General features: G+C 71.6%; 23 protein-coding genes. 20 read left to right on the top strand and 3 right to left on the bottom strand.

The genetic code is table 11. From position 1 onward, the window contains the following. Positions 1-117 precede the first annotated feature (117 nt). Positions 118-2,166 (bottom strand): elongation factor G-like protein EF-G2, encoded by a 2,049-nt coding sequence (locus ACWC9T_RS34310; protein WP_449824969.1) that lies wholly within the window; start codon positions 2,164-2,166, stop codon positions 118-120. Positions 2,167-2,420: 254 nt separating this feature from the next. Here ACWC9T_RS34310 and pgsA point away from each other — a divergent pair, with 254 nt between their 5' ends. From pgsA to ACWC9T_RS34390, 16 genes are all read left to right on the top strand, one after another. Further along, positions 2,421-3,068 (top strand): phosphatidylinositol phosphate synthase, encoded by a 648-nt coding sequence (gene pgsA, locus ACWC9T_RS34315; RefSeq protein ID WP_380546487.1) that lies wholly within the window; start codon positions 2,421-2,423, stop codon positions 3,066-3,068. Between the two features lie 16 nt (positions 3,069-3,084). Further along, positions 3,085-4,059 carry a phosphatidylinositol mannoside acyltransferase gene (locus ACWC9T_RS34320; RefSeq protein ID WP_449824970.1) on the top strand — a complete coding sequence of 325 codons (975 nt, stop codon included), beginning with the start codon at positions 3,085-3,087 and terminating at the stop codon, positions 4,057-4,059. A gap of 42 nt (positions 4,060-4,101) precedes the next feature. Next, on the top strand, positions 4,102-5,286 hold the full coding sequence (locus tag ACWC9T_RS34325) for a glycosyltransferase family 4 protein (protein WP_449824971.1): 1,185 nt from the start codon (positions 4,102-4,104) through the stop codon (positions 5,284-5,286). Positions 5,287-5,372: 86 nt separating this feature from the next. Beyond that, positions 5,373-5,741 carry a 5-carboxymethyl-2-hydroxymuconate Delta-isomerase gene (locus ACWC9T_RS34330; protein WP_449824972.1) on the top strand — a complete coding sequence of 123 codons (369 nt, stop codon included), beginning with the start codon at positions 5,373-5,375 and terminating at the stop codon, positions 5,739-5,741. A 74-nt stretch (positions 5,742-5,815) separates the two neighbouring features. After that, on the top strand, positions 5,816-6,316 hold the full coding sequence (locus tag ACWC9T_RS34335; RefSeq protein ID WP_449782306.1) for a hypothetical protein: 501 nt from the start codon (positions 5,816-5,818) through the stop codon (positions 6,314-6,316). A gap of 128 nt (positions 6,317-6,444) precedes the next feature. Continuing rightward, positions 6,445-7,356 carry a pyridoxal 5'-phosphate synthase lyase subunit PdxS gene (pdxS, locus tag ACWC9T_RS34340; protein WP_360230125.1) on the top strand — a complete coding sequence of 304 codons (912 nt, stop codon included), beginning with the start codon at positions 6,445-6,447 and terminating at the stop codon, positions 7,354-7,356. Positions 7,357-7,455: 99 nt separating this feature from the next. After that, the gene (gene pdxT, locus ACWC9T_RS34345; RefSeq protein WP_355669839.1) at positions 7,456-8,073 is read left to right on the top strand and encodes a pyridoxal 5'-phosphate synthase glutaminase subunit PdxT; all 618 of its coding nucleotides are present in this window, start codon (positions 7,456-7,458) and stop codon (positions 8,071-8,073) included. 90 nt (positions 8,074-8,163) lie between these two features. Further along, the gene (locus tag ACWC9T_RS34350) at positions 8,164-8,922 is read left to right on the top strand and encodes a YebC/PmpR family DNA-binding transcriptional regulator (protein WP_049651428.1); all 759 of its coding nucleotides are present in this window, start codon (positions 8,164-8,166) and stop codon (positions 8,920-8,922) included. A 167-nt stretch (positions 8,923-9,089) separates the two neighbouring features. Then, positions 9,090-9,668: a crossover junction endodeoxyribonuclease RuvC gene (gene ruvC / locus ACWC9T_RS34355; RefSeq protein ID WP_449824973.1), complete on the top strand. Its 579-nt coding sequence runs from the start codon at positions 9,090-9,092 to the stop codon at positions 9,666-9,668. Continuing rightward, positions 9,665-10,276: a Holliday junction branch migration protein RuvA gene (gene ruvA, locus ACWC9T_RS34360; protein ID WP_396249519.1), complete on the top strand. Its 612-nt coding sequence runs from the start codon at positions 9,665-9,667 to the stop codon at positions 10,274-10,276. The genes ruvC and ruvA overlap by 4 nt, the downstream gene beginning before the upstream one ends. Positions 10,277-10,330: 54 nt before the next feature. Beyond that, positions 10,331-11,416 (top strand): Holliday junction branch migration DNA helicase RuvB, encoded by a 1,086-nt coding sequence (ruvB, locus tag ACWC9T_RS34365; RefSeq protein WP_449824974.1) that lies wholly within the window; start codon positions 10,331-10,333, stop codon positions 11,414-11,416. 260 nt (positions 11,417-11,676) lie between these two features. Next, complete coding sequence (gene yajC, locus ACWC9T_RS34370; protein ID WP_449824975.1) at positions 11,677-12,078, top strand: preprotein translocase subunit YajC; 402 nt, start codon at positions 11,677-11,679, stop codon at positions 12,076-12,078. Positions 12,079-12,225: 147 nt separating this feature from the next. Beyond that, positions 12,226-14,067, top strand: coding sequence for a protein translocase subunit SecD (gene secD / locus ACWC9T_RS34375; RefSeq protein ID WP_449824976.1), 1,842 nt, complete (start codon positions 12,226-12,228; stop codon positions 14,065-14,067). Between the two features lie 4 nt (positions 14,068-14,071). Next, positions 14,072-15,169 carry a protein translocase subunit SecF gene (gene secF / locus ACWC9T_RS34380; protein WP_449824977.1) on the top strand — a complete coding sequence of 366 codons (1,098 nt, stop codon included), beginning with the start codon at positions 14,072-14,074 and terminating at the stop codon, positions 15,167-15,169. Positions 15,170-15,213: 44 nt separating this feature from the next. Then, positions 15,214-15,765, top strand: a complete 552-nt coding sequence (locus ACWC9T_RS34385) for an adenine phosphoribosyltransferase (RefSeq protein WP_449824978.1) — start codon at positions 15,214-15,216, stop codon at positions 15,763-15,765. Positions 15,766-15,883: 118 nt separating this feature from the next. Next, positions 15,884-18,391: a RelA/SpoT family protein gene (locus tag ACWC9T_RS34390; protein ID WP_449824985.1), complete on the top strand. Its 2,508-nt coding sequence runs from the start codon at positions 15,884-15,886 to the stop codon at positions 18,389-18,391. A gap of 83 nt (positions 18,392-18,474) precedes the next feature. Here ACWC9T_RS34390 and ACWC9T_RS34395 read toward each other — a convergent pair whose 3' ends face one another. Then, entirely contained in the window at positions 18,475-19,704 is a 1,230-nt protein-coding gene (locus ACWC9T_RS34395; protein WP_449824979.1) for a DUF349 domain-containing protein, read from the bottom strand. A 265-nt stretch (positions 19,705-19,969) separates the two neighbouring features. Then, entirely contained in the window at positions 19,970-20,818 is an 849-nt protein-coding gene (locus tag ACWC9T_RS34400) for a peptidylprolyl isomerase (RefSeq protein WP_449824980.1), read from the bottom strand. 235 nt (positions 20,819-21,053) lie between these two features. Between ACWC9T_RS34400 and ACWC9T_RS34405 the strand changes: the two genes are divergently transcribed. The 4 genes from ACWC9T_RS34405 (at position 21,054) to ACWC9T_RS34420 (ending at position 25,454) form a co-directional block, all read left to right on the top strand. Beyond that, entirely contained in the window at positions 21,054-21,761 is a 708-nt protein-coding gene (locus tag ACWC9T_RS34405; protein WP_449824981.1) for an MBL fold metallo-hydrolase, read from the top strand. Between the two features lie 11 nt (positions 21,762-21,772). After that, positions 21,773-23,035 (top strand): histidine--tRNA ligase, encoded by a 1,263-nt coding sequence (gene hisS, locus ACWC9T_RS34410; RefSeq protein WP_449824982.1) that lies wholly within the window; start codon positions 21,773-21,775, stop codon positions 23,033-23,035. Then, a complete protein-coding gene (gene aspS / locus ACWC9T_RS34415; RefSeq protein ID WP_449824983.1) occupies positions 23,032-24,822 on the top strand; it encodes an aspartate--tRNA ligase in 1,791 nt (596 codons plus the stop codon). Before hisS ends, aspS begins: the two co-directional genes overlap by 4 nt. A 95-nt stretch (positions 24,823-24,917) precedes the next feature. Then, positions 24,918-25,454, top strand: a complete 537-nt coding sequence (locus tag ACWC9T_RS34420) for a GNAT family N-acetyltransferase (protein WP_449824984.1) — start codon at positions 24,918-24,920, stop codon at positions 25,452-25,454. Positions 25,455-25,545: the final 91 nt, after the last annotated feature.

Consider the following 25,545-nt stretch of genomic DNA (forward strand, 5'->3'; position numbering starts at 1 on the left):
AATCACCATTCTTTCCCCCCCCCCCTCTTTTCCTTTTGTGGGGGGCCCCCACCCTTGTGGCGTTTATCATATGCCCCGCCGGGCGGCGGGAATTGTCAGACACGCCTGGGCGCGCCCTCAGTCCGTGTAGCGCGCGGCCAGGGCGGTCGGCATGGGTTCGTGGCGCAGGTAGGCACGGGAGAACTCGGCGGTGCCGTGGGTGAGCGAGCGCAGGTCGGTCGGGTAGCGGACGAGTTCGAGTTCGGGGACTTCGGCGCGCAGCAGGGTGAGGTTGGGCCCGCCCGTCTCCGTGCCGAGGACCCGGCCGCGGCGGGCGGAGAGGTCGCCGAGGACGGCGCCGAGGTACTCGTCGGGCAGCAGGACGCTGACGGCGGCGACGGGTTCGAGCAGCCGGATGACGGCGTGCTCGGCGGCGTCGCGCAGGGCGAGGGCGGCGGCGTTCTGGAACGAGGCGTCGGAGGAGTCGACGGAGTGCGCCTTGCCGTCGGTGAGGGTGACCCGGACGTCGACGAGCGGGTAGCCGGTGGCGACGCCCTTGGCGAGTTGGGCGCGGACGCCCTTCTCGACGGAGGGGATGAAGTGCTTGGGGACGGCGCCGCCGACGACGTGTTCCTGGAACTCGAAGCCGGACCCGGCCGGCAGCGGTTCGACCTCCAGGTCGCAGATGGCGTACTGGCCGTGCCCGCCGGACTGTTTGACCAGACGGCCGTGGCCGGCGGCGGCGGTGCCGAAGGTCTCGCGCAGGGCGACCTTGGGCTCGACGGTGTCGACGTGGACGCCGTGGCGGGTGCGCAGCCGGTCGAGGACGACCTCGGCGTGGGCCTCGCCGGTGCACCAGAGGACGAGCTGGTGGGTGTCGGGGTTCTGTTCCAGGCGTAGCGCCGGGTCCTCGGCGGTGAGCCGGGTGAGGGCCTGGGAGAGCTTGTCGTCGTCGGCCTTGCTGTGGGCTTCGACGGCGACCGGCAGAAGGGCTTCGGGGAGGCGCCAGCCGTCGAGTTCGACGGGGTGACCGGGTTCGTGGACGGTGTCGCCGGCCCGGGCGGTGGTGAGTTTGGCGGCGCAGACGAGGTCGCCGGCGACGGCGTGCGGGACGGGGCGCTGGAGCTTGCCGAAGGGGCTGGTGAGGGCGGTGACGCGTTCGTCGCCGTTCTGGTCGGCGGTGTGGGTGGGGCCGACCAGGTGGATCTTGGTGTCGGGGCGCAGGGTGCCGGCGTACAGGCGCAGCAGGCTGATCCGGCCGACGTAGGCGTCGCCGGTGACCCGGACGACCTGGGCCGCGAACGGGGCGTCGGGGTCGCAGTCGGGGGCGGGGCGGGTGCGTTCGGTGGGGTCGGGGAAGGTGTGCGCGATGAGGTCGAGGAGTTCGGCGGCGCCGAGGCCGTTCTCGCTGGTGGGGACGGCGGGGTGGAGGGTGCAGGCGAGGAACTCGCGGCGCATGCCGGCTTCGAGGGAGTCGGAGTCGAGGGTGTCGCCGGCCAGGTAGCGCTCCATGAGGGTGTCGTCCTGGCCGGAGATGGCCTCGACGAGGCTGTCGTGGGCGGGGCCGGTGTCGGGGAGCGGGGCGGCATCGCCGTAGGTGTCGCCGGTGAGCAGGTCGACGCTGCCGTCGGGGTGTCCGTCGTGGAGGACGGGCAGGAAGAGCGGGCGGAGGGTGTCCGGGCCGAGCTCGAAGGCGTCGTGGCAGGCGGTGAGGATGTCGTCGAAGCCGATGCGGGCGAGGTCGAGCTTGGCGACGGCGACGGCGCGCGGGATGCCCTCGGCGGCGCACTCGCGCCAGAGGGCACGGGTGGGGGCGGTGACCGGGTCGGTGGCGGAGACGACGAAGACGGCGGCGTCGGCGGCGTGCAGGGCGGCGCGCAGGTCGGCGGTGAAGTCGGGGTGGCCGGGCGGGTCGATCAGGTTGATCTTGACGCCCTTCCATTCGAGCGGGAGCAGCGAGAGCTGGACGGAGCGCTGCTGCTGCTGCTCGATCTCCTCGTGGTCGGAGACGGTGGTGCCGTCGGCGACGCGTCCGGCGCGGCCGGTGGCGCCGGCGGCGAGGGCGAGGGATTCGGCGAGGGTGGTCTTGCCCACACCGCTGGAGCCGATGAGGACGACGTTGCGCAGGTCCCGGGGGCCGGTGACGGCGGGCGCCTGGCCGGCACGTGCCGTGCTGCGGTCGGGCATCGGGGTCTCCTCCCGTAGCGCCGAGGCTGTCCTTCGCAGTCTAGGGTCGGGTGTCGCGTCGGCGCGTGTCGTGCGGCCGGTCGGTGACCGTGCGTGTGTGGGCGGTGGCTGGTGTCCCGTCCGGCGGTGCGTGCGGCGGAGCGTGTCTCCGGCGTGGCTACGATGGGTGCGCCGGGCGGGCTCATTCGTCCGGCCGTCTGCCGCGCGTGCTGCGCCAGGCGGGTACCTGGGAGATCGGAGCGGCTGGGAAGGCCATGCTCAACAAATACGCGCGTGCCTTCTTCACACGTGTCCTGACCCCGTTCGCCGCGTTCCTGATCCGCCTGGGTGTGAGCCCGGACGCCGTGACGCTGATCGGTACCGCCGGTTCGGTGGCCGGTGCGCTGGTGTTCTTCCCGCGTGGGGAGTTCTTCTGGGGCACCATCACGATCACGCTGTTCATCTTCTCGGACCTGGTGGACGGCAACATGGCCCGTCAGCTGGGCCGGAGCACCAAGTGGGGGGCCTTCCTGGACTCCACGCTGGACCGGGTCGCGGACGCGGCGATCTTCGGCGGCCTGGCGATGTGGTACGCGGGCAAGGGCGACAACAACCTGCTCTGCGCGGTGGCGATCTTCTGCCTGGCGAGCGGTCTGGTGGTGTCGTACACCAAGGCGCGGGCGGAGAGCCAGGGCCTGCCGTGTGACGTGTCGGGGCTGGTGGAGCGGGCCGAGCGGTTGGTGGCCAGCCTGGTGGCGGCCGGGGTCGCGGGTCTGCACAAGTTCGGGGTGCCGTACGTGGAGTGGCTGCTGCCGGTGGCGCTGTGGCTGGTGGCGGTGGGCAGCCTGGTGACGGTGTTCCAGCGGATGCTGACCGTGCGCCGGGAGGCGTTCGAGGCCGACCGAGCGGCGGCCGGGAGCTGATGGGGGGCGTACTGCGGTGACGGACCGACTGGTGTACTGGGCGTACGCGCTGGGGTGGGCGGTGCTGAAGCACCTGCCGGAGCCGGTGGCGCGGGGGCTGTTCGACCGGCTGGCGGACTACGCGTGGCGTCGGCGCGGCAAGCGGGTGCTCCAGCTGGAGGCGAATCTGCGCCGGGTCCGTCCGGAGCTGGACGAGGCCGCGATGCGGTCGCTGTCGCGGGCCGGGATGCGCTCGTACCTGCGGTACTGGATGGAGTCCTTCCGGCTGCCGGTGTGGAGCCGGGCCAGGGTCGCCCGGGACGTCCGGGTGGAGGGCTTCGAGAACCTGCGGGGGCCGATGGAGGCCGGGCGGGGCGCGGTGATAGCGCTGCCGCACATGGGCAACTGGGACCTGGCGGGCACCTGGGTGGCACAGCAGGGATACCCGTTCACCACGGTCGCCGAGCGGCTGAAGCCGGAGCGGCTGTTCGACCGGTTCGTCGAGTTCCGGGAGGGCCAGGGCATGGAGGTCCTGGCGCTGACCGGCGGTTCGGTGAACGTGATCGGCACGCTGGCGCGGCGGCTGCGCGAGGGCCGGCTGGTCTGCCTGGTGGGGGACCGGGACCTGTCGGAGGCGGGTATCGAGGTGTCCTTCTTCGGTGAGGCGACCCGGATGCCGGCCGGGCCGGCGGCGCTGTGCCAGCGGACCGCGGCGGCGCTGCTGCCGGTGACGCTCTGGTACGACGGCCCGGTGCTGCGGGCGCGGATCCACCCCGAGGTGGTGGTGCCCGAGGAGGGCGACCGCAAGGAGCGGACCCGGGCGATGACCCAGGAGATGGCGGACGTGTGGGAGCGGGGGATCCGCGAGCACCCGCAGGACTGGCACATGCTGCAGAAGCTCTGGCTGGCCGACCTGCCGGTCCGTGAGACGGTGAAGACGTCTTCCGCGGTGCGCGCGGAGGCCGCCCCGGAGGCGGCGCCGGAGCCCGCGGCGGAGGCCTCCGGGTCCTGAGCCCGCGCCCGTACGACCTGTCCGAAGGAGCTTGAGGAACCCGTGAAGATCGGCATCGTCTGCCCGTACGACTGGGACGTCCCCGGTGGGGTGCAGTTCCACATCCGGGACCTGGCCGAGCACCTGATCGGTCTGGGCCATCAGGTGTCGGTGCTGGCGCCGGCCGAGGACGACGAGGCGCTGCCGCCGTACGTGGTCTCGGCCGGGCGGGCGGTGGCGGTGCCGTACAACGGGTCGGTGGCGCGGCTGAGCTTCGGCATCCTGTCGGCGGCGCGGGTGCGGCGGTGGCTGCGCGAGGGCCGTTTCGACATCCTGCACGTGCACGAGCCGGCCTCGCCGAGCCTGTCGATGCTGGCCGCCTGGTCGGCGACCGGGCCGATGGTGGGCACCTTCCACACCTCGAACCCGCGCTCGCGGGCGATGATCGCGGCCTCGCCGATCCTGCAGCCGGGCCTGGAGAAGATGCGGGCCCGGATCGCGGTGTCGGAGTACGCCCGGCGGACCCTGGTGGAGCACCTGGGCGGGGACGCGGTGGTGATCCCGAACGGCGTGGACGTCGGCTTCTTCGCCGACGCGGGGCCGGACAAGCGCTGGATCGGCGGCGCGGCCGCGGGGGAGCCGGGCACGATCGGCTTCATCGGCCGGATCAACGAGCCGCGCAAGGGCCTGCCGACGCTGCTGGCGGCGCTGCCGAGGATCCTGGCCGAGCGGCCGGGGGTGCGGCTGCTGGTCGCGGGCAAGGGCGACGAGGAGGAGGCCGTCTCCGGTCTGGCGCCCGAGGTCCGCAAGCAGGTGGAGTTCCTCGGCATGGTCTCCGACCGGGAGAAGGCCCGGCTGCTGCGCAGCGTGGACCTGTACGTGGCGCCGAACACCGGCGGCGAGAGCTTCGGGATCATCCTGGTCGAGGCGATGTCGGCGGGCGCCCCGGTGCTGGCGAGCGACCTGGACGCGTTCAAGCAGGTGCTGGACGGCGGCGACGCCGGCGAGCTGTTCCCGGTGGAGGACGCGGACGCGCTGGCCCGTACGGCGCTGCGGCTGCTGGGCGACCCGGCCCGGCTGGAGGAGCTGCGCAAGGCGGCCTCGCGGCACGTGCGGCGGTTCGACTGGTCGACGGTGGGCGCGGACATCCTGGCGGTGTACGAGACGGTGACGGCCGGGGAGGCCGCGGTGGTCGAGGAGGACGTGCGCAGCGGTCGGCGCGGCCGGTTCGGCCTGGCCAGGGACTGATCCGCAGCGGCGGGTCCCGCGGCCGGGCCGGATGTTCGTGGCGTTAGGGTCGGGCGACCGCACCACCGCGATTCATGGGGGCAAGGATGCCGCAGATCTCCGTCGACTACTCGTCCAGCCTGGCTGGCACCTTCGACCGGGCGCCGCTCGGCCTGGCGATCAACCGGCTCGCGGAGGCGACCATCGACGCGAAGCCGGAGTCGTGCAAGACGGTGTTCCGCCAGAGCGAGGTGCTCGTCGTGGGGACCACCGGGACCCCGGCCGACGCGCAGGTCCTCGTCGAGTTCCAGATCTTCCCCGGCCGCACGCCGGAGGCGAAGGCGGCACTGAGCGAGGGTCTCCTGGCGTTGCTGGCCGAGCACGTGAAGCCGGGGCCCGGCGTGCGGCTGTTCACGGCCGTGAACATCGCGGACATCGACCGGGAGAGCTACCGCAGCGCGACCGCCCAGGGGTGAGCCGGTGACACCCGGTAACGTAGCGGCCCGTGACTACCTGGATCTGGGCCGGCGTGGCCGTGGTGCTGTTCGGCATGTACCTGAGTTGGACGGCCGGCCGTTTGGACCGGCTGCACGCCCGGATCGACGCCGCGCGGGCGGCGCTGGACGCGCAGCTGGTCCGTCGGGCCTCGGTGGCGATGGAGCTGGCGACGTCCTCGCTGCTGGACCCGGCGGCCTCGCTGCTGCTGCTGGACGCGGCGCACGCGGCCCGGCAGGCCGAGGACGAGCAGCGCGAGGTGGCGGAGAGCCAGCTGAGCCTGGCGCTGCGGGCGGTGCTCGAGGAGCCGGAGCAGGTGGCGGCGCTGATGGCCGAGCCGGGCGGCGAGGACGCCGTCCGTGATCTGACGGCCGCGGTGCGCCGGGTGCCGATGGCCCGCCGTTTCCACAACGACGCGGTGCGGGCGGCGCGGGCGGTGCGGGAGCACCGGCTGGTGCGGTACTTCCGGCTGGCGGGGAAGGCGCCGTTCCCGTTGGCCTTCGAGATGGACGACGCTCCGCCGCCCGCCCTCACCCCCGAGGGAGCGCCTGCTTAGGCTGTCTCCGGATACGGCCCGATTGTCGCATCCCGTCGTCCAGGCTGGACTTGGTGGCAGATGGAGGGGCCACCCGTTCCGCCTACCATAGGGCGATAGCACTGGTTCATCTTCGAGTGAGGTCTCACGTGTCCACCACCCCCACCACCGCAGACCAGCCGCAGATCGGTACCGCCCGGGTCAAGCGCGGCATGGCCGAGCAGCTCAAGGGCGGTGTGATCATGGACGTGGTCAACGCCGAGCAGGCGAAGATCGCCGAGGACGCCGGCGCGGTGGCCGTCATGGCCCTGGAGCGGGTTCCGGCCGACATTCGCAAGGACGGCGGCGTGGCCCGCATGTCCGACCCGAACATGATCGAGGAGATCATCGAGGCGGTCTCCATCCCGGTGATGGCCAAGTCCCGCATCGGCCACTTCGTCGAGGCCCAGGTCCTGCAGTCGCTCGGCGTCGACTACATCGACGAGTCCGAGGTGCTGACCCCGGCCGACGAGGTCAACCACTCCGACAAGTGGGCCTTCACCACCCCCTTCGTCTGCGGCGCCACCAACCTGGGCGAGGCCCTGCGCCGCATCGCCGAGGGCGCGGCCATGATCCGCTCGAAGGGCGAGGCCGGCACCGGCAACGTCGTCGAGGCCGTCCGCCACCTGCGCCAGATCAAGAACGAGATCGGCCAGCTGCGTGCCCTGGACCACAACGAGCTGTACGCCGCCGCCAAGGAGCTGCGCGCCCCGTACGAGCTGGTCAAGGAGGTCGCCGAGCTCGGCAAGCTGCCGGTCGTGCTGTTCTCCGCCGGTGGCGTGGCCACCCCGGCCGACGCTGCGCTGATGCGTCAGCTGGGCGCCGAGGGCGTCTTCGTCGGCTCCGGCATCTTCAAGTCGGGCGACCCGGCCAAGCGCGCCGCCGCCATCGTGAAGGCCACCACCTTCTTCGACGACCCGAAGATCATCGCGGACGCCTCCCGCAACCTGGGCGAGGCCATGGTCGGCATCAACTGCGACACCCTCCCGGAGACCGAGCGCTACGCCAACCGCGGCTGGTAATCGCTCTCCCCGCTTCCGGGCCGGCCCGCCGCAGCGCCTCGGCGCGCGGCGGGCCGTGCCGCGTACTCCCGTAGTAACGATCGATTGAGGTTGAAGACCGTGAGCACTCCAGTCATCGGCGTCCTCGCCCTGCAGGGCGACGTCCGCGAGCACCTGGTGGCGCTGGCCGAGGCCGACGCGCTCGCCCGTCCGGTGCGCCGTGCCGAGGAGCTGGCCGAGGTCGACGCGCTGGTGATCCCCGGCGGGGAGTCCACCACCATGTCCAAGCTGGCGCTGCTGTTCGGCGTGATGGACCCGGTGCGCGAGCGGGTCGCCGCCGGGATGCCGGTCTACGGCACCTGCGCGGGCATGATCATGCTGGCCGACAAGATCCTCGACGGCCGGGACGACCAGGAGACCGTCGGCGGCATCGACATGACGGTGCGCCGCAACGCCTTCGGCCGTCAGAACGAGTCCTTCGAGTCCGGGATCGCCTTCAAGGGCCTGGACGACGCGCCGGTGCAGGGCGTCTTCATCCGCGCCCCCTGGGTCGAGGCGGTCGGCGCGGGCGTCGAGGTGCTGGCCGAGCTGCCCGCCGCGGACGGTCCGGAGGCCCGGATCGTGGCGGTGCGCCAGGGCAACCTGCTGGCCACCTCCTTCCACCCGGAGCTCACCGGCGACCACCGCGTGCACGCCTACTTCGTGAAGATGGTCGAGGAGCACCTCGCAGCCCGGTAGGGCACCGGTAGCCGTGTGCGTCTCACCGGTGACGACACCGGTAAGATCTCATCTGTTTCATTTCCATTTGGCGACGTAAAGGAGCTGGCGATGTCCGGCCACTCTAAGTGGGCTACCACCAAGCACAAGAAGGCCGTGATCGACGCCAAGCGCGGCAAGCTCTTCGCCAAGATGATCAAGAACATCGAGGTGGCGGCGCGCACCGGCGGTCCCGACCCGGCGGGTAACCCGACCCTCTACGACGCCATCCAGAAGGCGAAGAAGAGCTCGGTCCCGATCGACAACATCAACCGCGCCGTCAAGCGCGGTGGCGGCCTGGAGGCCGGCGGTGCCGACTACCAGACCATCATGTACGAGGGCTACGGCCCGAACGGTGTCGCCGTCCTGATCGAGTGCCTTACCGACAACCGCAACCGTGCCGCCTCCGACGTGCGCGTCGCGATGACCCGCAACGGCGGCTCGATGGCCGACCCGGGCTCGGTGTCGTACCTGTTCACCCGCAAGGGCGTCGTGATCGTCCCCAAGGCCGACGGCGTGGACGAGGACAAGCTGTTCGAGGTCGTCCTCGACCAGGAGCCGGAGGAGATCAACGACCTCGGCGACTCCTTCGAGATCGTGTCCGAGGCCTCCAAGATGGTCGCCGTGCGCACCGCGCTGGTCGACGCCGGCGTCGACTACGACTCGGCCGAGGCCAACTTCCTCCCGAGCATGCAGGTCGAGCTGGACGTCGACGGCGCCCGCAAGATCCTGAAGCTGATCGACGCGCTGGAGGACAGCGACGACGTGCAGAACGTCTTCGCCAACTTCGACATCTCCGACGAGGTCGGTGCGCAGCTCGACGCCGAGTGATCACAGCGCAGTGATCGTCGGTGAGCGATCGTTCTCACTGCCCGGCCCGGTGGTCCCAGGACCGCCGGGCCGGTGTCGTCGGCGGGGTTGTCGGACCCGAACGGTAGCCTTCGCAGGGTTCGAGCGCCCGGAGGCGAGCGGCGACCAACGGAGAGGCGGGGCGTGACGTGCGGGTGCTGGGTGTGGACCCGGGGCTGACCAGGTGCGGGGTCGGCGTGGTCGACGGCGCGCCGGGCCGACGACTGCGGATGGTCGGCGTGGGCGTGGTGCGCACCCCCGCCGAGGCCGAGATCGGGCAGCGGCTGCTGCTGGTCGAGCAGGGGATCGAGGGCTGGCTGGACGAGCACCGGCCCGACCTGGTCGCGGTCGAGCGGGTCTTCGCCCAGCACAACGTCCGGACCGTGATGGGGACGGCCCAGGCCAGCGCGGTCACGATGCTCTGCGCCACCCGGCGCGGCATACCCGTCACCCTGCACACCCCCAGCGAGGTCAAGGCCGCCGTCACCGGCTCCGGCCGGGCGGACAAGGCGCAGGTCACAGCCATGGTGCAGCGGCTGCTGCGGCTGGACGCCCCGCCCAAGCCCGCGGACGCCGCCGACGCGCTGGCGCTGGCCATCTGCCACATCTGGCGCGGTGGGGCGACCAACCGCCTGGAGGCCGCCGTCCAGGCCGCCCGCTCCTCCTCCGCCTCCCGCTCCGCGCCCCTGACAGCCCGCTCCACTTCCGTGAAAGGCAGCATCCGGTGATCGCGTTCGTGCAAGGCCCTGTGGCGGCCATCTCCTCCGGCGTCGCGGTGGTCGAGGTCGGCGGGGTGGGCATGGCCGTGCAGTGCACCCCGAACACCCTGGCCGGTCTGCGACTGGGCGAGCCGGCCCGGCTGGCCACCTCGCTGGTGGTCCGGGAGGACTCGCTGACCCTGTTCGGTTTCGCGGACGACGACGAGCGCTCGGTGTTCGAGATCCTGCAGGCCGCGCCGGGCGTCGGCCCCAAGCTGGCGCAGGCGATCCTCGGCGTGCACAGCCCCGACGCGCTGCGCGCCGCGGTCGCCGGCGGGGACGAGAAGGCGCTGGTCGCGGTGCCGGGCATCGGCAAGGCGAAGGCGGCCAAGCTGCTGCTGGAGTACAAGGACAAGCTGGGCGCCCCGCACGGCGCGGTGCCCGCGCAGAAGCCGATCGCCAGCGGCCCGGCGCCGTGGAGCGAACAGCTGCACTCCGCGCTGACCGGCCTCGGCTACGCCCCGCGCGAGGCGGACGAGGCGGTCGCCGCCGTCACCCCGGAGGCGGAGGCGCAGCAGACGCCGGACGTCGGCGCCCTGCTCCGGCTGGCGCTGCGCGGCCTCAACCGCGCCCGCTGAATCCCCTGACGATCTGTCCGTTTGTCGACACCGGAGACTCTGGAGCCCGCGAGGATGTACGACTCGGAACCTGCGGACCGGCTGGTCACGGCCGCCGCCGACGGCGAGGACCAGGCGGTCGAGGCGGCGCTGCGCCCTAAGCTGCTGGACGAGTTCATCGGCCAGGAGCGGGTGCGCGAGCAGCTGTCCCTGGTGCTCCAGGCGGCCCGCAAGCGCGGCAGCGCACCGGACCACGTGCTGTTGAGCGGCCCGCCCGGGCTCGGCAAGACCACGCTGTCCATGATCATCGCCGCCGAGCTGGGCGCCCCGATCCGGATCACCTCCGGCCCGGCCATCCAGCACGCGGGGGACCTCGCGGCGATCCTCTCCTCGCTCACCGAGGGCGAGGTGCTCTTCCTCGACGAGATCCACCGGATGTCCCGGCCGGCCGAGGAGATGCTCTACATGGCGATGGAGGACTACCGGGTCGACGTGATCGTCGGCAAGGGCCCGGGTGCCACCGCCATCCCGCTGGAGCTGCCGCCCTTCACCCTGGTCGGCGCCACCACCCGGGCCGGTCTGCTGCCGCCCCCGCTGCGCGACCGCTTCGGTTTCACCGGGCACATGGAGTTCTACGCCCCGAACGAGCTGCAGCGGGTGGTGCGCCGCTCGGCCACGCTTCTGGACGTCGAGATAGACCCGGCCGGCGCGGCCGAGATCGCCGGGCGCTCGCGCGGCACCCCGCGCATCGCCAACCGGCTGCTGCGCCGGGTCCGCGACTACGCCCAGGTACGGCACGACGGCCAGGTCACCGCCGACATCGCCGCCCAGGCGCTGGACGTGTACGAGGTGGACGCCCGCGGTCTGGACCGGCTGGACCGAGCGGTGCTGGACGCGCTGCTGCGGCTGTTCGGCGGCGGACCGGTCGGTTTGTCGACACTCGCGGTCGCCGTGGGGGAGGAGTCCGAGACGGTCGAGGAGGTGGCCGAGCCCTTCCTGGTCCGCGAGGGCCTGCTCGCCCGCACCCCGCGCGGCCGGATCGCCACCGCCGCCGCCTGGCGGCACCTCGGCCTGACTCCACCGGTACAGACCCCGCCGGTCCAGGCCACCCGCGGCGCGCCGGCGGCCCAGCCGGAGCTGTTCCGGGCGGACGGAAGTTGACCGGCCTGGACTGAACGGGTGAGAGGTGCCCGCCGGTTCCCGCCCAGCCCGGGCGCCGCACGGCGGGGAGGAGCCAGGGGAGAAGTCCGGGGAAACTGTGCAGGCGGAGGGTCGCCACTTTCGGCGGCAGGATGCGATGCTTGGCGTTGTCCGATCAGTTCGGGGTCGCCTAGACTCCGCCGGACCGCCCCTCTCACCTGACGGGCCGACTCATACCACACAGGCCGCCGGCCGGCGGCCCGTAAAGGACCCTGGCTGCAGTGAACCTCATCATCCTTCTCCTCCCGATCATCGCGATCGTGCTCATGTTCCGGTCGCAGAAGAAGCGCCAGTCGCAGATGCAGCAGATGCAGACGTCGCTGGAGCCCGGGGCGGGGGTGCGCACCATCGGCGGCCTGTATGCCCAGGTGAAGGCGGTCAACTACGAGACCGTCGAGCTGGAGATCGCTCCCGGCGTGGTCACCCACTTCACCAAGAGCGCCATCGCGGCCGTCCTGGACCCCCAGGAGTACGACGCGATCATCAACGGCCGCCCCGCCGAGGACGAGCTGCCCGAGTCCGAGGACGCGGACGCCGCGCCGGTCGAGGACAAGCCGCTGACGCTCACCAAGGACAGCGCCGAGAAGGGCGATGCCGAGGGCGGGGCTCCCGCGAGCAAGTAGTACGGCCGGGCAATCCGCCCGGCCGCGCGGCGCAGTGCCGCGAGCCCACAGGACCTCAGGGCCGCAGAACCGCCATGCCCCCGTCCCGCCACGAGCCGGACGGGGGTCCGGTCGGGGAGGTGGCATGGACAGGGAGAAACGAGCAAGGTGGCAACACCCAAGTCGCGCCCGCGCGACGGCTACCCAGGGCGGGCGCTGGCCCTCATCCTGGTCGTCACCGTCGGACTGGTCGCCCTCATGTTCGGGACGGGCAACACCAAGCCCCGGCTCGGAATCGACCTCGCCGGTGGCACCAGCATCACGCTGACCGCGAAGTCGACCGATCCCAAGGCAGTCAACAAGTCCAACATGGACATCGCTGTCGGGATCATCGAGCGCCGGGTCAACGGAATGGGTGTCTCCGAGGCGGAGGTCCAGACCCAGGGCTCGGACACGATCATCGTGAACATCCCCAAGGGCGGCGACCGGCAGAACGCGGCGGACCAGGTCGGTACCACCGCGAAGCTGTTCTTCCGTCCGGTCCTGGCCGTGGCGCCCAGCGGTGTCACCCCGCCCGCGCCCACCGGCACCCCGTCCGCCGGCGCCACCGGCAGCCCGAGCGCCACCCCGTCGGCCACCGCCTCGGCCTCGGCCGGTGCGAGCTCCTCCGCCAGCCACGCGCCGACCGCCTCCGCGAGCGCCACCAAGCAGGGCCGCGCCGTCGGTGAGGCCCTGGCCGCCGAGGCCGCCAGCCCGTCGGCCGCCCCCACCGGCGCGAGCACCGCCCCGTCCGCCGCCGCCACCGGTTCCGCGGCCCCGGCCGCCAGCGGCGCCCCGAGCGCCCCGGCCACCCCGCCGAGTGCCGCCGACCTGAGCGCCGCGATGACCCAGGGCACCGTGCCGCCGGAGCTGTCCGACGCCTTCGCGAAGCTCGACTGCTCCAAGCCCGAGGTCCGCGCCGCCCAGACCGGCGCCGAGGACAAGGCCATGGTCGCCTGCTCCCAGAAGGCCGAGAACGGCTACTACGAGAAGCTGGCCCTCGGCCCCGCGGCCGTGAAGGGCGCGGACGTCTCCAAGGCCCAGCCCAGCCTCGACACCCAGACCGGCGCCGGCTGGCAGGTCCAGCTGCAGTTCAACGGCACCGGCACCGACGCCTTCGCCAAGGTCACCGGCCAGCTGGCCACCCAGACCCCGCCGACCAACCAGTTCGCCATCGTGCTGGACAACCAGGTCGTCTCGCACCCGCAGGTCAACGGCCCGATCCCGGGCGGCAGCGCGGTCATCACCGGCCGCTTCAGCCAGGCCGAGGCGCAGGACCTCTCCAACGTTCTGAGCTACGGCGCCCTGCCGCTGGAGTTCACCAAGAGCGACATCACCACCGTCTCCCCGGCGCTGGGCAGCGACCAGCTCAAGGCCGGCCTGGTGGCCGGCGCGATCGGCATGATGCTGGTGGTCGCCTACTCGCTGGTCTACTACCGCGGCCTCGGCCTGGTCTCGATCGCCGGTCTGGTCGTCTCGGCGGCCCTGACCTACTCGATCATGAGCCTGCTCGGCGGCGGGATCGGCTTCGCGCTGAACCTGCCGGCGGTCTGCGGTGCGATCGTCGCCATCGGTATCACCGCCGACTCCTTCATCGTGTACTTCGAGCGCATCCGCGACGAGGTCCGCGAGGGCGCCCCGCTGCGTTCGGCGGTCCAGCGGGCCTGGCCGCGCGCCCGGCGCACCATCCTGGTCTCGGACTTCGTGTCCTTCCTCTGTGCCGCCGTGCTCTACGTGGTCTCGGTCGGCAAGGTCCAGGGCTTCGCGTTCACCCTGGGTCTGACCACCGCGCTCGACGTCGTGGTGATCTTCCTCTTCACCAAGCCGCTGATCACGCTGCTGGCCCGGCGCAAGTTCTTCGCCAACGGTCACCCGTGGTCCGGACTGGACCCGAAGCGGCTGGGCGCCCGCCCGCCGCTGCGCAGCAGCCGTCGCCGTAGCTCCTCCTCTGCCGCCGTGAAGGAGGCCTGACACCGTGTCACGCTTCTCCAATCTGGGCCACCGGCTCTACCAGGGCGAGGTCAGCTTCGACTTCGTCGGACGCCGTAAGCTCTGGTACTCGATCTCCGGTGTGATCGTGCTGGTCGCGGCGATCGGCCTGGCCATGGGCCTGCACCTGGGCATCGAGTTCAAGGGCGGCTCGGTCTACACCGTGACCAAGCCGGGCCTGACCGTCTCGCAGGCGCAGGACAAGGCCGACCAGGTCGTCTCCTCGCACCCGCTGGTGCAGTCGACCGACAACAACAAGATCCGCATCCAGGTCAGCACGGAGGAGCCGAAGAGCTCCGACGAGGTCCGCTCGCAGCTCGCCGAGAAGATCGGCGTGCCGCTGGACACCGTCGAGGCCCAGGTCATCGGCCCCAGCTGGGGCAAGCAGATCTCCAACAAGGCGCTCACCGGCCTGATCATCTTCATGGTCCTGGTGACGATCTACCTGGCGATCGCCTTCGAGTGGCGGATGGCGGTGGCCGCCCTGGTCGCCCTGATCCACGACCTCCTGATCACCATCGGTGTGTACGCCCTAGTGGGCTTCGAGGTCACCCCCGGTACGGTGATCGGGTTCCTGACCATCCTCGGTTACTCGCTCTACGACACGGTCGTCGTCTTCGACACCGTGAAGGAGAACACCAAGGACCTCACCAAGCAGAACAAGCGCACCTACAGCGAGGCGGCCAACGCCGGCCTCAACCAGACCCTGGTGCGTTCGCTCAACACCACCGTGGTGGCGCTCCTCCCGGTCGCCGCGCTGCTGTTCATCGGCGGTGGCCTCCTGGGCGCCGGCACCCTGAACGACATCTCGCTCGCGCTGTTCATCGGCCTCGCGGCCGGTGCCTACTCCTCGATCTGCGTCGCCACCCCGCTGCTGGCGCAGCTCAAGGAGGAGCAGCCGGAGATGAAGGCCCTGCGCAAGCGGGTCCTGCAGCACCGGGCCGCGGCAGCCAAGGCCGAGGGCTCGGACGAGGTGCCGTCGGACGAGGGCGCGGACGGGGACCAGCCCGCGGGCATGGTCGGTCAGCGCGGTCGGGCGGCCGGTGCCGCGCGGACCAAGGGCCGTCCGTCCACCAAGCGCTGATTCCGGCCCGATCCCAAGGCCCCCAGACTGTTAAGGACAGAACCGTGACCACCGCCGACATCGCACTGGCCGAGCTGCTGAACAGCCGGATCCGGGACGTCCCGGACTACCCGAAGCCGGGTGTGCTGTTCAAGGACATCGCGCCGCTGCTCGCCGACGCCGAGGCCTTCGGCGCCCTGACCCGGGCGCTGGCCGACCGGGCGAAGGAGTTCGGGGCGACCAAGGTGGTGGGCCTGGAGGCGCGCGGCTTCGTGCTGGCGGCCCCGGCGGCCTTCGCGGCCGGGCTCGGCTTCGTGCCGATCCGCAAGCAGGGCAAGCTGCCCGGCGAGGTGTTCCAGTGCTCGTACGAGCTGGAGTACGGCTCGGCGACGCTGGAGGTGCAGTGCGACGCCTTCGAACCCGGTGAGAAGGTGCTGGTGGTGGACGACGTGCTGGCCACGGGCGGCACCATCGGCGCCTCGCTGGACCTGGTGAAGGAGGCCGGCGCCGAGCTGGTGGGCGTCGTGGTGCTGATGGAGCTGGGCTTCCTGGACGGCCGAGAGCGGCTGGCCGGGCACCTGAACGGCGCCCCGTTGGAGACCCTGGTCACGGTCTGAGGGACGGGCTCGGCGACGGGCTGAAGGGACGGCGGTCGGATCATCCGACCGCCGTCCTTCCGTTTACGGGCCCGGCCGGATGAACACAGGGCCGCCCGGCTCGGTACCATGAAGATTCATCCCCTCCCGGTTGCGCCCGGTCCGCACGGGCCCCGGCGGGGGGTCGGCCCCGGTGCCCCGAGGAGTGTCCTTGCCCGACGAGGTTGTGCCCACGGCCGCAGCGGCCGCCCCCGAAAACCGTCCCACGCCCTCGGGGGCCACCCCGGCACGCCCGACGCCGACCTCCTCGCGCCCGCTCGCCCCGCTCGGCCGTGGCTCCGGTACCGGCGGCGGCATGCGCGCCCGGCTGGCCCGCCTCGGCGGCCAGCGCTCCAGCGTGCTGAACCCCGTTCTGGAGCCGCTGTTCCGCTCGATCCGGGCGAACGACCCCAAGGCCGACCCGGCGCTGCTGCGCGACATCGAGCGCGCCTACGCCGTCGCCGAGAAGTGGCACCGCGGGCAGAAGCGCAAGAGCGGCGACCCGTACATCACCCACCCGCTGGCCGTGGCGACCATCCTCGCCGAACTCGGCATGGACGCCCCGACCCTGATGGCCGGGCTGCTGCACGACACCGTCGAGGACACCGACTACGGCCTGGAGACCCTGCGCAAGGACTTTGGCGACTCGGTGGCCCTGCTGGTCGACGGCGTCACCAAGCTTGACCGGGTCAAGTTCGGCGAGGCCGCGCAGGCAGAGACCGTCCGCAAGATGGTCGTGGCGATGGCCAAGGACCCGCGCGTCCTGGTGATCAAGCTGGCCGACCGCCTGCACAACATGCGCACCATGCGCTACCTCAAGCGGGAGAAGCAGGAGAAGAAGGCCCGCGAGACGCTGGAGATCTACGCCCCGCTGGCGCACCGGCTGGGCATGAACACCATCAAGTGGGAGTTGGAGGACCTCGCCTTCGCGATCCTCTACCCCAAGATGTACGACGAGATCGTCCGGCTGGTCGCCGAGCGCGCCCCCAAGCGGGACGAGTACCTGGCGACCGTCATCGACCAGGTCGAGTCGGACCTGCGCGGCGCCCGGATCACCGCCTCGGTCACCGGCCGGCCGAAGCACTACTACTCGGTCTACCAGAAGATGATCGTCCGGGGCCGGGACTTCGCCGAGATCTACGACCTGGTGGGCATCCGGGTCCTGGTCGACACCGTCCGCGACTGCTACGCGGCGCTGGGCACCATCCACGCGCGGTGGAACCCGGTGCCGGGGCGGTTCAAGGACTACATCGCGATGCCCAAGTTCAACATGTACCAGTCGCTGCACACCACGGTGATCGGTCCCGGCGGCAAGCCCGTCGAACTCCAGATCCGCACCTTCGACATGCACCGGCGGGCCGAGTACGGCATCGCCGCGCACTGGAAGTACAAGCAGCGCGCGGTCGCCGGGGCGTCCAAGGTCCGCACCGACACCCCGACCCAGGTCCGCAAGGACGACAAGGCCGGCGCCGTCAACGAGATGGCCTGGCTGCGGCAGCTGCTGGACTGGCAGAAGGAGACCGCCGACCCGGGCGAGTTCCTGGAGTCGCTCCGCTTCGACCTGGCCAGCAACGAGGTCTTCGTCTTCACCCCCAAGGGTGACGTGATAGCCCTGCCGGCCGGGGCGACCCCGGTCGACTTCGCCTTCGCGGTGCACACCGAGGTCGGCTACCGGACCATAGGGGCCCGGGTCAACGGACGGCTGGTGCCGCTGGAGTCGACCCTGGAGAACGGCGACACCGTCGAGGTGTTCACCTCCAAGGCGGAGAACGCCGGCCCGTCCCGGGACTGGCTGGGCTTCGTCAAGTCGCCGCGCGCCCGGAACAAGATCCGCGCCTGGTTCTCCAAGGAGCGCCGGGAGGAGGCGATCGAGCACGGCAAGGAGGCGATCGTCCGGGCGATGCGCAAGCAGGGCCTGCCGATCCAGCGGATCCTGACCGGCGACTCGCTGGTCACCCTGGCCCACGAGATGCGCTACCCCGACATCTCCTCGCTCTACGCCGCCATCGGCGAGGGGCACGTCGCCGCGCAGAACATCGTCCAGAAGCTGGTCCAGGCGCTCGGTGGCGAGGAGGGCGCGACCGAGGACCTCGCCGAGACCGCGACCCCGACCCACGACACCCGCCGGGCGGTCCGCCGCCGGGCCAAGGGCGATCCGGGCGTGATCGTCAAGGGCGTCGAGGACGTCTGGGTCAAGCTCTCCCGCTGCTGCACCCCGGTGCCGGGCGACCCGATCGTCGGCTTCGTCACCCGCGGCAACGGCGTCTCGGTGCACCGCGCCGACTGCGTCAACGTCGAGTCGCTGAGCCAGCAGCCCGAGCGGATCATCGAGGTCGAGTGGGCGGCCACCCAGTCCTCGGTGTTCCTGGTGGCGATCCAGGTCGAGGCGCTGGACCGCTCCCGTCTGCTCTCGGACGTCACCCGGGTGCTCTCCGACCAGCACGTCAACATCCTGTCGGCGGCGGTCCAGACCTCCCGGGACCGGGTGGCGATGAGCCGCTTCACCTTCGAGATGGGCGACCCCAAGCACCTGGGCCACGTGCTCAAGGCGGTGCGCGGCGTCGAGGGCGTGTACGACGTCTACCGCGTCACCTCCGCCCGCAAGTGACGGCATGAGGAAGGCCCCCGGGGGAACTCCCCGGGGGCCTTCCTCGTTTCGGACCTCAGCAGGCCTCAGGCGGTTCAGCCGGCTCAGCCGCTGAACTCCTCCTGGCTCTTGTGCGCCTGCTCCAGCAGGGTCTGCACGCCCGCCAGCTCCGACTCCAGCTTGGCGGCCTTGGCGGTGTTGCCGGCCGCGCGGGCCTTGTCCAGGTCGGCCTGGATCTTGTCGGCCTTGGCCTGGAACAGGCCCACCATGCCGGCCGCGCGAGCCTTGGCCTCCGGGTTGGAGCGCTTCCACTCGGCGTCCTCGGCCTCGCGGATCGCCCGCTCGACCGCGTTCAGCCGGCCGTCCAGCTTCGGACGGACGTCGCGCGGCACGTGCCCGACCGCCTCCCAGCGCTCGTTGACGTCGCGCAGCGCGGCCTTGGCGGCCTTCAGGTCGGTGATCGGCAGGATCGCCTCGGCCTCGACCGCCAGCGCCTCCTTGAGCTTCTGGTTGGCCACCTGCTCGGCGTCCCGCTCGCTGAACACCGAGGAACGGGCCTGGAAGAAGACGTCCTGAGCGCCGCGGAACCGGGCCCACAGCTCGTCCTCGACGTCCCGCTGCGCCCGGCCGGCGGCCTTCCAGCGCGCCATCAGGTCGCGGTAGGCGGCCGCGGTGCTGCCCCACTCGGTGGACGAGGACAGCGCCTCGGCCTCGGCGACCAGCGCCTCCTTGGTCTGCCGGGCCTGCTCGCGCTCGGCATCCAGGGTGGCGAAGTGCGCCTTGCGGTGCTTGGAGAAGACCGAGCGGGCGTGCGAGAAGCGGTGCCACAGCTCGTCGTCGCTCTTGCGGTCCAGCCGCGGCAGGCCCTTCCAGGTGTCCACCAGGGCGCGCAGCCGGTCCCCGGCCTCCCGCCACTGGGTGGACTCGGCGAGCTGCTCGGCCTCGGAGACCAGGGCCTCCTTGGCGGAGCGGGTCTCGTCCTGGGCCTTGGCACGGGCGGCCTTGCGCTCCTCCCGCCGGGTCTCGATCTCACCGGCGAGCGTGTCCAGCCGCTTGGCCAGCGCGTCCAGGTCGCCCACCGCGTGCCCCTCGACGACCTGCGCGCGGAGGTGCTCCAGCGCGGTCTGGGCGTCCTTGGCGGCCAGGTCGGTGGTGCGCACCCGCTTTTCCAGCAGGCCGATCTCCACCTCGATGCCCTGGTACTTGCGCTCGAAGTAGGCGAGGGCCTCCTCGGGCGAGCCGGCCTGCCAGGAACCCACGACACGTTCGCCGTCGGCGGTCCTGACGTACACCGTGCCCTGCTCGTCCACACGGCCCCACGGGTCGCTGCTCATAGCGCGTCCTCCACATGACGTCGCGCCCGCGCCGGGGCGGCGCGCGTCCGTCGTCCACAGTTGATGTGCGGCGGACCGATGAGTCCGCCGTCCCCGTCCGCCGTGTCCTGCTGCCGCGGGTGACGGCTGGGCGGGTCCGGGCACCCTATACAACGCCAACATAGGCGACCAGGCCCGGTGCTGTCCGCATCCGGGCCGGGCGATTTCGGTCCGGGGCCGGGCGGGGGCGCCTGGAGCGCCCGCCGCCGGTGGCCCCGGGGGTCGGTCAACCCTTCGACACAGTAACCGAGTTGAAGGTGACGTCGGCCATCGGGTGGCCGTCCGGGGCGCCCTCCAGGGTGCCCGCGGCGGCGATCTTCTGGACCACGTCCAGGCCGCCGGTGATCTTGCCGAAGGGGATGTACTTCGGGGGCAGCTGGGTGTCCTTGTAGACCAGGAAGAACTGGCTGCCGTTGGTGTCCGGGCCGGAGTTGGCCATCGCCACGGTGCCCGCCGGGTAGGTGGCGCCGGTCAGGTTCTCGTCCTTGAACTTGTAGCCGGGGCCGCCCATGCCGCCCGGGACGGTCGCACTGGCGGTCGGGTCGCCGCACTGGAGCACGAAGATGCCGTCCGTGGTGAGGCGGTGGCACTTGGTGTGGTCGAAGTACTGCTCACCGGCCAGGAAGCTGAAGGAGTTCACGGTGTGCGGGGCCTTCGCCGCGTCCAGCGCGATCGTCACCTTGCCGCAGTTGGTGTCCAGCGCCATGGTGTACGAGCCGCTCGGGTCGATCGACATGGCCGGCTCGGTCTTGAACTGCTTGCCGTTGGGCGCGCCCGGCGCCGGGGCGGTGCAACCCTCGACCGGCTTGCGGGTCGGGGTGGTCGGCTCGGTGGGCGTGGCCTGGGTCGGCGCGGCCTGGGCGGAGGAGGCGGCCGAGGCGCTCTTGTCCTTGTCCGAGTCGAACGCGCCGGTGGCGAACAGCGTGCCGCCGCCGGCCAGCACCACGACGGCGAGCGAGGAGCCCATGATCGTGTTGCGGCGCTTGCGGGCGGCCGCCGCCTCGGAACGGCGCTGCATCTGGCGCTCGTACTTCTCGCGGGCGAGCTGCCGCCGCCGCTGTTCGCTGCTGACCACCGGCCGTGTCTCCTGAGGATGTGCGGAAAGAGTGGATGGATTCCGAAGCGGATCATCGCATCCATCGGCGGCCAAGTGTAGGGACCGGGCCCGTAAGAACGGGGTGAACCTCATCGACGGCCCGGCCCGCCACCGCTATCTGGTTCGCAACCGGACCCGGCCCGCCGGTAGGCTGCCCTTACACATCACTACTGGTAGCCACCGCAGCTTGTCGCCGCACACCCGAAGGACGCGCGTGTTCATCGCCGGATTCCCCGCTGGAGCCTGGGGCACCAACTGCTACCTGGTCGCGCCGGCGGCGGGCGAGGAGTGCGTCATCGTCGACCCCGGCCACCAGGCCGCCCGCGGCGTCGAGGAGCTCATCCGCGAGCACCGGCTCAAGCCCGTCGCCGTGCTGCTCACCCACGGCCACATCGACCACGTCGCCTCGGTGGTCCCGGTCTGCGGCGCCCGCGGCGTGCCGGCCTGGATCCACCCCGAGGACCGGTACATGATGTCCGACCCGGAGAAGGCGCTCGGCCGCTCCCTGGGCACCCAGCTGATGGGTGAGCTCACCGTCGGCGAGCCCGACGACGTGCGCGAGCTCACCGACGGCAGCGTGCTGGAGCTGGCCGGCCTGCAGCTCACCGTGGACCACGCCCCGGGCCATACCGGGGGGTCGGTGACCTTCCGGACGCCCGGTGCCGAGGACCTCCCCCCGGTGCTGTTCTCGGGCGACCTGCTGTTCGCCGGCTCCATCGGGCGTACCGACCTCCCGGGCGGGGACAGCGAGGCGATCATGCGCTCGCTGGCCCGGGTGTGCCTGCCCCTCGACGACACCACCGTGGTCCTCTCCGGCCACGGCGGACAGACGACCATCGGCCGCGAGCGCGCCACCAACCCCTACCTCCGACAGGCAGCAGGGGCGGCCGGCGCCCCGGCTTTCCCGCGACGAGGAATGTGACGGAAGAGAAGTTGAGCACCTTCACCGCCCCCAAGGGCACCTACGACCTGCTGCCCCCCAGCTCCGCGACCTTCCTGGCGATCCGCGAGCGCATCGCCGCGCCCGCCCGCCGGGCCGGTTACGGCTACATCGAGACCCCGGTCTTCGAGGACGTGAAGCTGTTCTCGCGCGGTGTCGGCGAGTCCACCGACATCGTCACCAAGGAGATGTTCTCCCTCACCAAGCGCGGCAAGGAGGACCTCGCGCTGCGCCCCGAGGGCACCGCCTCGGTGCTGCGCGCCGCGCTCCAGGCCAACCTGCACAAGCTGGGCAACCTGCCTGTCAAGCTGTGGTACTCCGGCTCGTACTACCGCTACGAGCGCCCGCAGGCCGGCCGCTACCGCCAGTTCTCCCAGGTCGGCGCCGAGGCGATCGGCGCCGAGGACCCGGCGCTGGACGCCGAGCTGATCATCCTGGCCGACGACGCCTTCCGCTCGCTGGGACTGAGCAACTACTCGCTGCTGCTCAACAGCCTCGGCGACAAGCAGTGCCGCCCGGTCTACCGCGCCGCCCTGATCGAGTTCCTGGCCGGCCTCGACCTGGACGACGAGACCCGCCGCCGCGCCGAGATCAACCCGCTGCGCGTCCTGGACGACAAGCGCGAGTCGGTGCAGGAGCAGCTGGTCGGCGCCCCGATGCTGCGCGACTTCCTCTGCGAGGACTGCAAGGCGTACGACGAGAAGGTCCGCGAGCTGCTCACCGCCAACGGCGTGGCCTTCGTCGACGACCCGAAGCTGGTCCGCGGCCTGGACTACTACACCCGCACCACCTTCGAGTTCGTGCACGACGGCCTCGGCGCCCAGTCCGCGATCGGCGGCGGCGGCCGCTACGACGGCCTGTCCGAGATGATCGGCGGCCCCGCGCTGCCGTCCGTCGGCTGGGCCCTCGGCGTGGACCGCACCTACCTGGCCCTGGAGGCCGAGGGCGTCGTCCTCGACCTGCCGGCCGTCACCTCCGTCTACGCCGTCGCGCTCGGCGAGGAGGCCAAGAACATCCTGTTCGCCAAGGTGATCGAGCTGCGCCGGGCCGGCGTCGCCACCGACCTCGCCTTCGGCGTCAAGAGCATCAAGAACGCCATGAAGTCCGCCGACCGGTCCGGCGCCCGCTTCGCCCTGATCGCCGGGGACCGGGACCTCGCCGAGGGCGTCGTCCAGCTCAAGGACATGAGCACCGGCGAGCAGACCCCCGTCGCCCTCGACGCACTCGTCACCACCCTGAAGGAGAAGCAGCTGTGATCCGCACGCACGACGCGGGCACGCTCCGCCCGGAGCACGCAGGCACCACCGTCACCCTGGCCGGCTGGGTCGCCCGCCGCCGCGACCACGGCGGCGTGGCCTTCATCGACCTGCGCGACGCCTCCGGCACCGTGCAGATCGTGGTCCGCGACCTGGACTCGGTGCACGGCCTGCGCGCCGAGTACTGCGTCAAGGTCGTCGGCGACGTCCGGGTCCGCCCCGAGGGCAACGAGAACCCGGAGATTCCGACCGGCGCCGTCGAGGTCGTGGTCAGCGGGATCGAGGTGCTCTCCGAGGCCGCCCCGCTGCCCTTCCCGGTCGCCGAGTACGAGCCGGGTACGGTCAACGAGGAGGTCCGGCTGCGCTACCGCTACCTGGACCTGCGCCGTGAGGGCCCGGCCAAGGGCCTGCGGCTGCGCTCGAAGGTCAACAACATCATCCGCCGGGTGATGGAGGAGAACGACTTCCTCGACATCGAGACGCCGTACCTCACCCGCTCCACCCCCGAGGGCGCCCGCGACTTCCTCGTGCCGGTCCGCCTGCAGCCCGGCCACTGGTACGCGCTGCCGCAGTCGCCCCAGCTGTTCAAGCAGCTGCTGATGGTGGCCGGCATGGAGCGCTACTACCAGATCGCCCGTTGCTTCCGCGACGAGGACTTCCGCGCCGATCGCCAGCCGGAGTTCACCCAGCTGGACATCGAGGCCTCCTTCGTCGACCAGGAGGACGTCCTGGCCCTCGGCGAGAAGATCATCGGTGCCGTCTGGCGCGAGGTGCACGGCTACGAGATCCCCAACCCGCTGCCGCGGATGACCTACGCGGACGCGATGGGCCGCTACGGCTCCGACAAGCCGGACGTCCGCTTCGGCCAGGAACTCACCGACCTCACCGAGTACTTCAAGGGCACCGAGTTCCGCGTCTTCCAGGCCCCGTACGTCGGCGCCGTGGTCATGCCGGGCGGTGCCTCGCAGCCGCGCAAGCAGCTGGACGCCTGGCAGGACTGGGCCAAGGCGCGCGGCGCCAAGGGCCTCGCCTACGTGCTGATCGACGCCGAGACCGGCGAGCTGCGCGGCCCGGTCGCCAAGAACCTCTCCGAGGAGCACCTGGCCGGCCTCGCCGCCGCGGCCGGCGCCAAGAACGGCGACGCGGTCTTCTTCGCGGCCGGCAAGGAGCGCGCCTCGCAGGAGCTGCTGGGCGCCGCCCGTCTGGAGATCGGCCGCCGCTGCGAGCTGATCGACGAGTCCAAGTGGGCCTTCCTCTGGGTCGTCGACTTCCCGATGTTCGAGCCGATCGAGGACGACAAGGGCCAGTTCCAGGGCTGGCACGCGGTGCACCACCCGTTCACCGCCCCGACCGCGGAGTCGCTGGCCACCTTCGACACCGACCCGGGCTCGGCCCTGTCCAACGCCTACGACCTGGTCCTCAACGGCTCGGAGCTGGGCGGCGGTTCGATCCGTATCCACCAGCGGGACGTCCAGAAGCGGGCGTTCGACGCGATCGGCCTCTCCGAGGAGGAGGCGGCCTCGCAGTTCGGCTTCCTGCTGGACGCCTTCAACTACGGGCCGCCGCCGCACGGTGGTGTCGCCTTCGGCCTCGACCGGATCGTGACCCTGCTGGGCGGGTACGACACCATCCGCGACGTCATCGCCTTCCCGAAGACGTCCACCGGTGGTGACCCGCTGACCGGCGCCCCGACCCCGATCACTCCGGCGCAGCGCCGCGAGGCCGGCGTCGACGCCCAGCCGAAGGTCCGCGAGGACGCCAAGTCGGAGGCGCAGCCCAAGAGCTGACGAAGCATCATCCGCTAACCTTCAACGGCCCCGGACGGTCCACCCACCGCCCGGGGCCGGTCCACAACGGCGTGAGACGCAGGGAGGGTTGACTCATGCAGGTCACTCAGGTCACTCAGGTCACTACGAGAGTCGAGAGTCCGCAGGACGCCCCGGCGACCAGGCGGGTTCACATGGCCGCGTTCCCCGGCCCGGACGAGGCCGATCTGGTGGACGCGCTGCGCCGCGATCCCGCCTGGCTGCCCGGGCTGTCGCTGGTCGCGGTGGACGAGTCCGGTCTGGTGATCGGGCACGCCCTGCTGACCCGGTTGCGGGTCGGCGACGGCGGGGGTGGCGGTGACGCGCTGGCGCTCGCGCCGGTCGCGGTCGCGCCCGAGTGGCAGCGCAAGGGCGTCGGCGAACTCGTCGTCCGGGCCGCGCTTTCGGCGGCCGAGGAAGCGGGGGAGAAGCTGGTGGTCGTCCTCGGCGATCCGGGCTACTATGGCCGGTTCGGCTTCGCCCCGGCCGGGCGGCACGAGGTCACCGGCCCGTTCGAGGTGCCGGAGGCGTACTTCCAGGCGCTGCCGTTGGCGGCGTACGACGGCGGCCCGCGCGGGCTCTGCCGCTATCCGGAACCCTTCGTCGAGGTCTAGGTGTTCTGACCCGTGAGGTTGGGGACGCGGCTGGCGGGTGGCTTGCCTGCGAGTGCGGTGTGTCCGCGGTGGTGATTGTAGGTGTGGAGCC

The organism is Kitasatospora sp. NPDC001159 (assembly GCF_053598235.1).